Source organism: Bradyrhizobium sp. PRIMUS42 (genome assembly GCF_023006515.1).
GTDB lineage: Bacteria > Pseudomonadota > Alphaproteobacteria > Rhizobiales > Xanthobacteraceae > Bradyrhizobium.
Genome location: NZ_JALBGZ010000133.1, coordinates 1 through 11,412 on the forward strand (window position 1 = coordinate 1; position 11,412 = coordinate 11,412).

12 protein-coding genes and 1 pseudogene are annotated in these 11,412 nt (G+C 63.8%); 11 read left to right on the forward strand and 2 right to left on the reverse strand.

Annotated features, from left to right (window positions below; translation table 11 throughout):
- Both MOV75_RS13200 and MOV75_RS13205 read left to right on the forward strand, forming a co-directional pair.
- Positions 1–1,113, forward strand: a 1,113-nt coding sequence (locus MOV75_RS13200) for an aldehyde dehydrogenase family protein (protein WP_247005906.1), incomplete at its 5' end; no start/stop codon positions are given.
- 116 nt (positions 1,114–1,229) lie between these two features.
- Entirely contained in the window at positions 1,230–2,822 is a 1,593-nt protein-coding gene (locus tag MOV75_RS13205) for a GMC family oxidoreductase (RefSeq protein ID WP_246923220.1), read from the forward strand.
- Here MOV75_RS13205 and MOV75_RS13210 read toward each other — a convergent pair.
- Positions 2,803–3,030, reverse strand: coding sequence for a hypothetical protein (locus MOV75_RS13210; RefSeq protein WP_246923222.1), 228 nt, complete (start codon positions 3,028–3,030; stop codon positions 2,803–2,805). The genes MOV75_RS13205 and MOV75_RS13210 overlap by 20 nt on opposite strands.
- 26 nt (positions 3,031–3,056) lie before the next feature.
- On the opposite strand from MOV75_RS13210, the gene MOV75_RS13215 reads away from it, so the two are divergent.
- Entirely contained in the window at positions 3,057–3,569 is a 513-nt protein-coding gene (locus tag MOV75_RS13215; protein ID WP_247005908.1) for a CvpA family protein, read from the forward strand.
- A gap of 246 nt (positions 3,570–3,815) precedes the next feature.
- On the forward strand, positions 3,816–4,598 hold the full coding sequence (locus tag MOV75_RS13220) for an SDR family oxidoreductase (RefSeq protein ID WP_246923229.1): 783 nt from the start codon (positions 3,816–3,818) through the stop codon (positions 4,596–4,598).
- 49 nt (positions 4,599–4,647) lie between these two features.
- Here MOV75_RS13220 and MOV75_RS13225 read toward each other — a convergent pair whose 3' ends face one another.
- Positions 4,648–5,124: a DUF3775 domain-containing protein gene (locus MOV75_RS13225; RefSeq protein ID WP_246923233.1), complete on the reverse strand. Its 477-nt coding sequence runs from the start codon at positions 5,122–5,124 to the stop codon at positions 4,648–4,650.
- A gap of 114 nt (positions 5,125–5,238) precedes the next feature.
- Here MOV75_RS13225 and MOV75_RS13230 point away from each other — a divergent pair, with 114 nt between their 5' ends.
- From MOV75_RS13230 to MOV75_RS13260, 7 genes and pseudogenes are all read left to right on the forward strand, one after another.
- The gene (locus MOV75_RS13230; RefSeq protein ID WP_246923238.1) at positions 5,239–6,087 is read left to right on the forward strand and encodes an MBL fold metallo-hydrolase; all 849 of its coding nucleotides are present in this window, start codon (positions 5,239–5,241) and stop codon (positions 6,085–6,087) included.
- A gap of 179 nt (positions 6,088–6,266) precedes the next feature.
- Positions 6,267–7,109, forward strand: coding sequence for a fumarylacetoacetate hydrolase family protein (locus tag MOV75_RS13235; RefSeq protein WP_246923242.1), 843 nt, complete (start codon positions 6,267–6,269; stop codon positions 7,107–7,109).
- A gap of 161 nt (positions 7,110–7,270) precedes the next feature.
- On the forward strand, positions 7,271–7,882 hold the full coding sequence (locus MOV75_RS13240; RefSeq protein ID WP_246923245.1) for a glutathione S-transferase family protein: 612 nt from the start codon (positions 7,271–7,273) through the stop codon (positions 7,880–7,882).
- A 12-nt stretch (positions 7,883–7,894) separates the two neighbouring features.
- Complete coding sequence (locus MOV75_RS13245; RefSeq protein WP_246923248.1) at positions 7,895–8,764, forward strand: MBL fold metallo-hydrolase; 870 nt, start codon at positions 7,895–7,897, stop codon at positions 8,762–8,764.
- A 162-nt stretch (positions 8,765–8,926) separates the two neighbouring features.
- Positions 8,927–10,075 carry an alpha/beta hydrolase gene (locus tag MOV75_RS13250; RefSeq protein WP_309486805.1) on the forward strand — a complete coding sequence of 383 codons (1,149 nt, stop codon included), beginning with the start codon at positions 8,927–8,929 and terminating at the stop codon, positions 10,073–10,075.
- Positions 10,076–10,140: 65 nt separating this feature from the next.
- On the forward strand, positions 10,141–11,112 hold the full coding sequence (gene mbfA, locus MOV75_RS13255) for an iron exporter MbfA (protein ID WP_246923252.1): 972 nt from the start codon (positions 10,141–10,143) through the stop codon (positions 11,110–11,112).
- Between the two features lie 101 nt (positions 11,113–11,213).
- Positions 11,214–11,412 (forward strand): annotated as a pseudogene (locus MOV75_RS13260) (amidase); the annotation flags it as partial.

An 11,412-nucleotide genomic window follows, 5' to 3' on the forward strand; every position in this document is an offset into this window, starting at 1 on the left:
AACCGGCTGATGCCGCAGCCGCTCGGCGTCGTCGGCATCATCGCGCCCTGGAATTATCCGCTCCAGCTCACCCTCGCACCCGCGATCGGCGCGCTCGCCGCCGGCAATCGCGTCCTCATCAAGCCGAGCGAGCTCACGCCGCATTTCGCAGGTCTGCTGAGGGAGACGGTCGGGCAGAGGTTCGATGCCACGGAAGTGCTGATCACCAATGTCGAACAGGAGATCACAGAGGCTTTTGCGCGCCTGCCGTTCGATCACCTCGTGTTCACCGGCTCGACCCGGGTCGGGCGGCTGGTCGCGGAGACCGCGGGGCGCAACCTGACGCCTGTCACGCTCGAGCTCGGCGGCAAGTCGCCTGTTATCATCGACGCCTCCGCCGATCTCGAGGAAGCGGCCGAGCGCATCGCCTACGGCAAGCTGCTCAATGCGGGGCAAACCTGCATTGCGCCTGATTACGTGCTGGTGCCGGAGCGCTCATTGCAGTCCTTCGCCGAAAAAGTGCGTGCCCAGATGCGGCGCATGTTCGGCACCGATCCCGCCAACAAGGACTACACCTCGATCGTCTCGGACCGGCACTATGCGCGGCTCGAAGGCCTCGTCGCGGATGCGGTGCAGCGCGGCGCAAAGATCCTGCAACCGGCGAAGCCCGATGATCCCAACTGGAAGGCGCACCGCAAATTCCCGCCGACACTGATCGTCGGTGCGACCGATGCGATGGCGGCGATGCAGGAGGAAATCTTTGGCCCGGTGCTGCCGCTGCTCGGCACTCGCGATCCGGCCGAGGCCATCGCCTTCATCAACCACCGCGACCGGCCGCTGGCGCTGTACTGGTTCGGCAAGGACGCCGCCGCGCGCGACCAAGTGCTGGCGCGCACCATCTCCGGCGGCGTCACGATCAACGACTGCCTGTTTCACTTCACGCAAATCAACCAGCCGATGGGCGGCGTCGGCGCATCCGGCACCGGCGCCTATCACGGCGAATGGGGCTTTCGCACCTTCAGCAAGCTGAAGCCGGTGTTCTATCGCTCCAAGTTCAACCGCCTCGCCGATCTCTATCCGCCCTATGGCGGCAAGATCGCGCGGCTGGAGAAGTTGATGCGGTTCATGTCGTAGGGGGTGGTCGTTCCGGGGCGCGAAGCGAACCCGGAACCTCGAGATTCTCTGGTGCGCAAGTGCGCACCATAGTTCGCGCTACGCGCGCCCCGGAATGACGTAAGGGGGAAACAACATTGACTGACACATTCGATTTCGTCGTCGTGGGCGCGGGCTCCGGCGGCTGCACCGTCGCGGGGCGGCTGACGGAGGATGCGGGGACATCCGTCGCGCTGCTCGATGCGGGCGGACGGAACGACAATTGGCGGATCACCACGCCGTTCGGGCTCGCTTTGCCATACAGCCCGGCCAACTGGGCCTTCGATACCGTGCCGCAAAAGGGATTGAACGGCCGCATCGGCTATCAGCCACGCGGCAAGGGTCTCGGCGGTTCCTCGGCGATCAACGCCATGATCTACATCCGCGGCAACAAATGGGACTACGATCACTGGGCTGCGCTGGGCAACACCGGCTGGTCGTATGCGGACGTGCTGCCCTATTTCAAGGCTTCCGAGAACAACACCGATTTCGACGGCGCGCATCATGGCAAGGGCGGCCCCCTGCACGTCAACAAGCTGCGCTCGGACAACCCGATCCATGACGTCTTCCATCAGGCCGCGCGCGAGGCGCAGTTCCGCATCCGCAAGGACTTCAATGAGGAGGACCACGAAGGGCTCGGCAGCTACCAGGTGACGCAGCACAATGGCGAGCGCTGGAGCGCTGCGCGCGCCTATGTGCAGCCCCACTTGAACAAGCGCCGCAATCTGCGCGTCGAGACGGGAGCACAGGCCACCAAGATCCTGTTCGAAGCCGGCCGGGCGGTCGGCATCGAATATGTGCAGGGGAAGCAGACAAAGCGGCTGCGCGCTCGGCGCGAGGTGATCCTCGCCGCCGGCGCCTTTCAGTCACCGCAATTGCTGATGCTGTCGGGTGTCGGCGGTGGCGATGCGCTTCGTTCGCATGGCATTGGGGTCATGCATCACCTGCCGGGGGTCGGGCGCAACCTGCAGGATCATCCGGATTTCGTTTTCGTCTACGCCTCCGACTATCCGCACCTCGTGCACTCGTCGATCAGTCGGCTGCCGTCCCTACTCCGCGCCATCCAGCGGTACCGCCGCGAGCGACGCGGCCTGATGACCACCAATTTCGCCGAATGCGGCGGTTTCCTGAAGACGCAGGCCCACCTCGATGTGCCTGACATCCAGTTGCACTTCGTCATCGCGATGCTCGACGACCATGGCCGCAAAAAGCATCGGGAGGCAGGGTTCTCATGCCATGTCTGCCTGCTCAGACCGAAGAGCCGCGGCAGCGTCTGGCTGAAAAGCGCCGATCCGCTCGCAGCGCCGATGATCGATCCGAACTTTCTGGGCGAGGAGGAGGATCTCGAGACCCTGGTCGCGGGCTTCAAGACCACGCGGCGGCTGATGGAGACGCCTGCGCTACGCGCGTTGCAAAAGAAGGACATGTTCACGGCCAACGTGAAAACGGACGACGACATCCGCGCCATCCTGCGCAATCGCGTCGACACCGTCTATCACCCGGTCGGCACCTGCAAGATGGGCACGGATGCGATGGCCGTGGTCGATCCCGCGCTGAAGGTGCACGGGGTCGAGGGCTTGCGCGTCGTCGATGCCTCGATCATGCCGACGCTGATCGGCGGCAACACCAATGCGCCGACCATCATGATCGGGGAGAAGGCGGCGGATATGATCAGGGCGGGGATGCGATAGGGCCGCGCAGCCGCGCCGCGACGCCTTCGAGGCCCGCAGCAAATCGCGCCAGGACGAGGATGGTTTCTTTACTGACGTCGAATAGGTCTGACATCACCGTTTCCTTGACGATTTCCGTCACGATTTCCTGGATGCAACCCTGAGCCTTTGGAGCACGAATACAGACGATTTTATCGATCTGAAACCGAATGATCGGTTCGGCGTTCATTCGTTCCATCGAGGCAGGGTTTGCTGATGAACAGTTTCGATCTCGCCGTCTATGCCGCGCTCGCCGTCGCGGTCGGCTTCGGTTTCAGGACCGGTCTGCTGCGCAGCGCCATGACCATCCTCGCCTATCTTCTCGCCGCACCGATCGCGGTTGCGCTGATGCCGCTGATTGCGCCGCAAATTGCAGGCAACCCGAATTCACCCCAGTTGCAGAACTGGATCTGGTTCTTCGGCATCTTCGTCGTGGTCGGCATGCTGTTCGGGCATATCGGCCGCGTCGCGCTGAACGACACCATCGGCGAGGCCGGCATCGGCGACCGGCTCGGCGGCGCCGAGCTCGGCGCCATCAGGGTCGGGCTCGTCGCCACCACGCTGGTCCTGGTGTTCGACCAGATCGTGCCAGCCAATCGCCAGCCGCCGTTTCTCGCCGGCTCGCATCTGCGGTCCCTGTTCTCGACGGCAGGGCAGATGGGCTTCAAGTCGCTGCCGCCGGAAGCAGCCTCGGCGATCGACCGCCTCAAGCACGAACAGCGCATCTGAAGCGCGATAAGGTCGCGCCTTTTGTTTGGGCATGATCTCCGCGCAAACGCGTTCCGCGTTTGTCGCGAGGGAAAACCGCCGCACACTTTTCGCTAACGCCCCCTCCGGGTCCGGATCATGCCTGCGCATTTGCATCGCTAGCGCCCAGCGCATGCATTTTGATGCGAGCCTGTCCCTTATCAGCGGCGCCGCGATTGGCTAGAGTGCCGCTATTCAAAACCTGCCTGACATTACGGGAGTGAAACAGTGGATCTTGGGATCAAAGGTCGCCGCGCCATCGTCTGCGCATCCAGCAAGGGCCTCGGCCGTGCCTGCGCCATCTCGCTCGCCGACGCCGGCGTTCACGTTACGCTGACTGCGCGCGGCGCTGAGGCCCTGAAGAAGACGGCCGACGACATCCGCAAGGCCTATCCCGCGGTGACGGTCACCGAGATCGTCGGCGACATCACGACGCCGGCCGGCCGCGAAGCCGTGCTGAAGGCATGTCCCGAGCCCGACATCCTGATCAACAATGCCGGCGGCCCGCCGCCCGGCGATTTCCGCAACTGGACCCGCGACGACTGGATCAAGGCGATCGACGCCAACATGCTGACGCCGATCGAGCTGATCAAGGCGACCGTGGACGGCATGATGGCGCGCAAGTTCGGCCGCATCGTCAACATCACCTCGGCCGCGGTGAAGGCGCCGATCGACATCCTCGGCCTCTCCAACGGCGCGCGCGCCGGCCTGACCGGTTTCATCGCCGGCCTGTCGCGCAAGACGGTGATCAACAACGTCACCATCAACGGCCTGCTGCCGGGCCCGTTCGAGACCGATCGTCTGACCGGCACCGCCAAGGCCGAGGCCGACAAGCGCGGCGTCTCGGCGGAGCAGATCCTGACCGAGCGCGCCAAGCTCAATCCCGCGGGGCGCTTCGGCCAGCCCGACGAGTTCGGCTATGCCTGCGCCTTCCTGTGCGGCGCCAAGGCCGGCTTCATCACCGGGCAGAACATTCTGCTGGATGGTGGTGCGTTCCCGGGGACGCTGTAACGCCCCCTTCACTCTCTCCCCTTGATGCGGGGAGAGAGCACTTTGCAGATCACCGCTGCTTGGTCGGCTCGTCTTCGTCTTGCTGACTCGGGCCGGAGGAATCGGCGGTCGTGCGCTCGCCGGTCCAGTCGATACCGAATTCTTCAAGACCGTCGGCGAGCAGATCGCCCAGCATCGGCTCGCCGAGCAGATAGTGCACCGTTTCGCGGCGCGGGCTGCGATACTCGGTGCGCGCCTCGGCCGCGCGTGCGCGCAAATCGTCCCAATCATCGATCGTGCCGTCGCCGCGACCGAGCCAGGTCAGCGCGACGAGATCGACCTGCTCGTCCTCGTTCAAGGCGATCATAAAGCTTCCGAGCTCGTTGACGACAGGATCGGAGCCGTCATCGGCGAGGACGTCAACCGCATCGTCATCGGACGGGTTCGAGCCGGAATCCGGATCGGAATCCCCCTCCTTGACGTCGAATTCGCGCGCCTTCTCGATGATGAAGGCGACCTTCTCAGCGGAAATCGTAAGCTCTGGCATGGCTCTCTCCAGGGTTCCCGCGATAACGCCGCATCGCGTCAGATGATCCATTGCGCTTGAGGGCGGAAAACCGCATGTTTCGGCACGAAAAAGAAGAACATGGGAAGGTGCCGGATGCAGTGGAAGGTCGGCCAGGTCAAAATCACCAAGATTGTGGAGTTGGAGACGGTCGGCTCGACCCGTTTCATCCTGCCGCTCGCGAACAATGATGAAATTCGCAAGCTGCCTTGGCTGATCCCGCATTTCGCCACCGAAGTGGGCCGGCTGAAAATGTCGATCCATTCACTGGTGGTGGAGACGCCCTCGCAACGCATCGTGGTCGACACCGGCCTTGGCAACGACAAGCAGGGCCGCAACGTTCCGACCTGGAACAACCGCACCACGCCGTTCCTTGCGGCGATGATGGCGGCAGGCTTTGCGCCCGACAGCATCGACACGGTGCTGTGCACGCATCTTCATGTCGATCATGTCGGCTGGAATACGAAGCTGGTCGAGGGCCAATGGGTGCCGACATTTCCCAGGGCCCGCTACGTCTTCGGCAAGACCGAGTACGAGCACTGGCTGGAGCATTCGACCGAGCCGGACAAGCGGGCCGTGTTTGACGATTCCGTCAAACCGATCGTCGATGCCGGCAGGGCTGATCTAATCCCGAGCGACTACCGGCTCTGCGAGGAGATCAGCATGATCCCGACCCCGGGCCACAGTCCCGGCCATATGAGCATCCTCATCCGATCGGACGGCGAACAGGGCCTGCTCACCGGAGACGTCGCCCATCACCCCTGCCAGATGGCGCATCTCGACTGGTCCTCGACGGCGGATTCCGACCAGACGCAGTCTGCCGCGACGCGGGCAGCGCTGTTCGGCCGCTTTGCCGACACGCCGACGCTGGTGATCGGCGGCCATTTCTCGGCCGGGCATATCAGGCGGGACGGAGACGCGTTCAGGTTTGTGGCGCTGGGATGATCCCGGGCCCCGGCTCAGCGGCGCACCGCTTCGCGCTGCGCAGCGTCCGGGGCACGAGACCGCCGTTCCCATCGAATTCGGAGGCCTGCATTGCGCCCCTCTTTGAGCGGTTGAATTTCCTGCCGCCCTGTTCCATGAAGCTATTCAACCGATCGGTCCATTTCCAGGGAGAAACGAAAATGAAGCTTGTTCGCTATGGCGAGAAGGGTGCGGAAAAGCCCGGCCTGATCGACAAATCCGGCCAGTTGCGCGACCTGTCGGCACATCTGAAGGACCTCACCGGCGAGGCCTATTCGCCTGAGAGCCTGAAGAAGCTGGCGGCGCTCGATCCCGCCTCGCTGCCCGCGGTCTCCGGCAAGCCGCGCTTCGGCGCCCCCGTCACCGGCATCTCGAAATTCGTCGCGATCGGCCTCAACTACTCTGACCACGCCAAGGAGACCGGCGCCGACATCCCGAGCGAGCCGATCATCTTCATGAAGGCCAACACGTCGCTATCAGGGCCAAACGACGCGGTCGAAAAGCCGCGCGGCTCGACCAAGCTCGACTGGGAGGTCGAGATCGCCGCGATCATCGGCAGCCGTGCGAAATATGTCTCGGAAGCCGACGCGCTGAACCACGTCGCCGGCTACTGCGTCTGCAACGACGTCTCCGAGCGCGCCTTCCAGATCGAGCGCCTGGGACAGTGGACCAAGGGCAAGTCGCATGACACGTTCGGCCCGCTCGGACCGTGGCTTGCAACCAAGGACGAGATCAAGGACGTGCAGAACCTGGCGATGTGGCTGGACGTCAACGGCCAGCGCCGCCAGACCGGTTCGACCAAGACCATGATCTTCTCGATGGCCAAGTGCATTTCCTATGTCTCGCAGTTCATGACGCTGCTGCCCGGCGACGTCATCACGACAGGCACCCCGCCCGGTGTCGGTCTCGGCATGAAGCCGCCGACCTTCCTCAATGTCGGCGACGTCGTCAGCCTCGGCATCGAGGGCCTCGGCGAGCAGCGCCAGGAGATCGTGGCGGCGTAAGGTCTCCGGCCTCTCCCGTCATTGCGAGCGAAGCGAAGCAATCCAGAATCCCTCCGCGGTGACACTCTGGATTGCTTTCGTCGCCAACGCAAAATTGCTTCGCAATTTTGTCGTGGGCTCCTCGCAATGACGAACCAAATTGCTTCATTTGGGACACATCCATGAAACTCACCTTCTCCCCCGCCTCGCCGTTCGCCCGCAAAGTGCGCATCGCCGCGATCGAACTCGGGCTGATCGACAAGATCGAGCTGACGCCGGCGACCGTCGCGCCGGGGACGGCCAATGAGGACTATTCGAAGATCTCGCCGCTGAAGAAGCTGCCGGTGTTGATCACCAACGACGGCGACGTCATTTTGGACTCCTATGTCATCGTCGAATATCTCAACGAGATCGCCGGCGGCAGCCTAATCCCGGATTACGGCCCGCGGCGCTGGAAGGCCAAGACCAATCACTCCCTGATCAACGGCATGCTCGATTCCATGCTGCTCTGCCGCTACGAGAAGATGGTGCGGCCGCAGGGCCTGCAATGGCAGGCGTGGTCGGACGACCATTGGAACCGGGCCTGGACCGGCATGGCGCGGTTCGAGAACATGTCGGAGGTGCTGAACGGACCCTTCGACATCTCGCAGATCGGCCTCGTCTGCGTGCTCGGCTATGCCGATTTCCGCTTCGCCGATTGCGGTTGGCGCAAGGCCTATCCAAAGCTCGACGCATTCCACCAGAGGATGCTGGAGCGGCCCTCGGTCAAGATCTCGGTGCCGCCGGCCGCATAAGCGGGAGTTCTCATGAGCCTGAAATACGCAGTCGGCGATCTCACCATCCATCGCGTCATCGAGCAGGAAACCTCGTTCGTCCCGGCGCTGGAGATGCTGCCGGCACTGACGAGCGACGTGCTGGCCGAGAACCGCGCATGGATGCGCGAAGCGAAGGCGCTGGACGAGCAGGATGTGCTGCTGCTGTGCTTCCAGTCCTATGTGGTGAAGACGCCGCACCACACCATCCTGATCGACAGCTGCATCGGGAACGACAAGCCGCGGCCGCAGCGGCCGAAATGGAACATGAAGACGGACGACACCTATCTGCGTGCTCTCGGTGCCGCCGGTTTCTCGGTCGACGACATCGACTTCGTGATGTGCACGCATCTGCATGTCGATCACGTCGGCTGGAACACGCGGCTGGAGAACGGCCGCTGGGTCCCGACCTTCCCCAAGGCGCGCTACGTCTTCGCCCGACAGGAGTTCGACCATTGGTCGGAGCAGAATGCAAAGGCGGAGATTCCGCCCTTTGCGGACAGCGTGCTCCCGGTGGTCGAGGCAAAACGGCACGAGCTCGTCGGCAATGATCATCAGATCGGCGACCACGTCCGCATCCTGCCGACGCCCGGCCACACGCCGGGCCATATCGCCATCACGATGGGCCGCGGCAAGGACGATGCGGTGTTCTCGGGCGACCTCATGCATTCGCCGTTGCAGACGCTCTATCCGGAGCTGTCGATCAAGTTCGACGTCGATCCGGCTGCGGCCGCCAAAACGCGCCGCGGTTTTCTCGAGCGCTACTGCGACACCGACACGCTGTGCTGCACAGCGCATTTCCCCTCGCCGTCGGTCGGAAAGATCAAGCGCAAGGGCAACGCGTTCGTGTGCGCGGCGGTGTGACCAAGACACCGTACCCGCAGGGTAGGCAAAGCGACTTGTCCGCCGTAGCTCGAAGAGCGAGGGCGGAAGCGTGCCCACCATCCCGGGCTGTTGTGCGAGATTGGTGGGCACGGCGCTTTGCGCCTTTGCCCACTCTACGATACTGCCCGTGTGGAGAATACCATGCCTGATCTCCCCGACATTCCCCTCCCCGCCGGCATCCGCGCGCGCTATGTCGACGGCATCAACGGCTTGCGCATGCATGTGCTGGAGGCCGGCTTCGAGACCCCGGGCCGGCCCTGCATCCTGCTGCTACATGGCTTTCCGGAGCTGGCCTTCTCCTGGCGCAAAATCATGTCGCCGCTCGCTGCGGCCGGTTATCACGTGATCGCACCGGACCAGCGCGGCTATGGCCGCACCACAGGATGGACCGCGGAATACGACGGCGATCTCGCGCCGTTCTCGCTCCTCAACCTCGCGCGCGATGCGCTCGCCCTGGTGTCAGCGTTCGGTTACAGGCAGGTCGACGTGGTCGGGCATGATTTCGGCAGCCCGGTTGCGTCCTGGTGCGCCTTGATACGGCCCGACGTGTTTCGATCAGTGACGATGATGAGCGCACCGTTCGGCGGACCGCCACCGCTGCCGTTTGGCACGGTCGACACGCCGGTAAAGCCTCCCGCCGAAGACCCCGTCCATCGCGAGCTCGCGGCGCTGCCGCGGCCGCGAAAACATTACCAATGGTACTACTCGACGCGCGCGGCGAACGCCGACATGCACCGCGCGCCACAGGGCCTGCATGATTTCCTGCGCGCCTATTATCATCACAAAAGCGCGGACTGGACCGACAACAAGCCCGCTCCGCTGACATCGTGGTCGGCGAACGAGCTGGCAAAATTGCCGACCTACTATGTGATGGACATGAATGAAACGATGGCGCAGACGGTTGCCAAGGAAATGCCGTCGCCGGCCGCGGTCGCGGCCAACCAATGGCTGCCGGACCGCGAGCTCGCCTACTACAGCGCCGAATATGGCCGCACCGGATTCCAGGGCGGTCTGCAATGGTATCGCTGCGGCACGTCGGGCGCATTCAACGCTGAACTGCAATTGTTCGCCGGCCGCAGCATCGACGTGCCCTCATGCTTCATCTCGGGCATGCAGGATTGGGGCACTTATCAGCGTCCGGGCGTGTTCGAGACGATGCAGGCGCGCGCATGCACGCAGATGCTGGGTTGCCATCTCATCGACGGCGCCGGCCATTGGGTGCAGCAGGAGCAACCTGCGGAAGTGAGTAGGCTGCTGCTGGAATTCCTCGCCACGATTCGCACGGCCTGATTTGACCCGGGAACTGCGTCGTCCTATATAATTTAGAATAATTCTAAACTCGATGCAGGGCCGCCGTGAAGAATTTTGCCGATCTGACCGAGCGTGAGGTGCTTGCGGTCGCGATCTCCTCCGAAGAGGAGGACAGCCGCATCTACATGACCTTCGCCGAAGACCTGAAGGAGCGCTATCCGGACTCGGCCAAGCTGTTCGAGCAGATGGCCGAGGAGGAGCGCGGCCACCGGCACATGTTGCTGGAATTGTATGAGCAGCGCTTCGGCCCGCATCTGCCGCCAATCCGCCGCGAGGACGTCAAGGGCTTCCTGCGCCGCCGCCCGGTCTGGCTCACCAAGAACCTGTCGCTCGATGCCATCCGCAGGGAAGTCGAGACCATGGAGATGCAGGCGGAGCGCTTCTACGTGAAGGCCGCCGAACAGGCCGAGGACGTCGGCGTGCGCCGCCTGCTCGGCGATCTCGCCGAAGCCGAGAAAGGTCACGAAGAGACCGCCGCAAAGCTGACGGGCGAGATCCTGAATTCCGACGTCCGCGCCGAGGAGGATCGCACCAACCGCCGCATGTTCGTGTTGCAGTATGTGCAGCCGGGCCTCGCAGGCTTGATGGATGGCTCGGTCTCGACGCTGGCGCCGTTGTTTGCGGCGGCCTTCGCCACCCACCAGAACTGGCAGACGTTCCTCGTCGGCCTTGCCGCCTCGATCGGCGCCGGCATCAGCATGGGCTTTGCCGAAGCACTGTCCGATGACGGTTCGCTGACGGGTCGCGGCTCGCCCTGGCTGCGCGGCGTCACCTGCGGCGCGATGACGACGCTCGGCGGGCTCGGCCACACCGCGCCCTATCTTGTGCCGGATAGCTGGGCCAATGCGTTCTGGATCGCAACGGCCATCGCCTGCGTCGTGGTGTTCTTCGAATTGTGGGCGATCGCCTTCATCCGCTCGCGCTACATGGACACGCCGTTCCTCCAGGCGGTGTTCCAGATCGTGCTCGGCGGCGCCATCGTGCTGGCGGTGGGCGTGTTGATCGGGGCGGCGTAGCAGCTTCGCTCTCGGTGGCACAGCAATCGCGATCAAACAATTGTTGCGGGGCTCGGCCAAACTGCGCATCATCGTCTGACAACCGGAGCGGGAGGCGCGCCGTGGTCAAATCGGAATGGAGTTTCAAGAGCGCGGTCGAGCTGTCGGCCGCATTGAGCGCGAAGAAGGTCTCGGCGGTCGAGCTCACGCATGACGCGATCGCCCGTATCGAGCGTCACGACGGCAAGATCAACGCGATCTGCGTCCGGGATTTCGATCGCGCGCTCGGCGCCGCGCGCGAGGCGGACGCCGCATTGGCCC